Genomic DNA, 233 nt, shown 5'->3' on the forward strand with positions numbered 1-233 from the left:
TAGTGATAAAGCCCAACCCCGCCGACGTTTACACAAGAGATCCCGTGTTCGTTGAAAGAGTATCCTGCGGCCGCCGCCAAGGCGGGCAAAAGTAGCGATTCTGCTGGCCCCTCTACGATCGCAACACCGCGAGCGAAGAACAGGTTCGCTTTGGTGGCATCAATAAAACGTCTCAAGAACTCGTAATCGCTTTTCAGCAGCTTGGTCTTCCCGTGAGCCAAGCTGAACAGCTG

The 233-nt window shown here is 54.1% G+C and carries 1 protein-coding gene; it reads right to left on the reverse strand.

Annotated elements, in window-relative coordinates:
• Positions 1–233, reverse strand: a 233-nt coding sequence (locus SB765_RS34000) for a TOPRIM nucleotidyl transferase/hydrolase domain-containing protein (RefSeq protein WP_410933080.1), incomplete at both ends; no start/stop codon positions are given.

Source organism: Pseudomonas sp. SIMBA_067, assembly GCF_046534675.1.
GTDB classification, from domain to species: Bacteria; Pseudomonadota; Gammaproteobacteria; order Pseudomonadales; family Pseudomonadaceae; genus Aquipseudomonas; species Aquipseudomonas putida.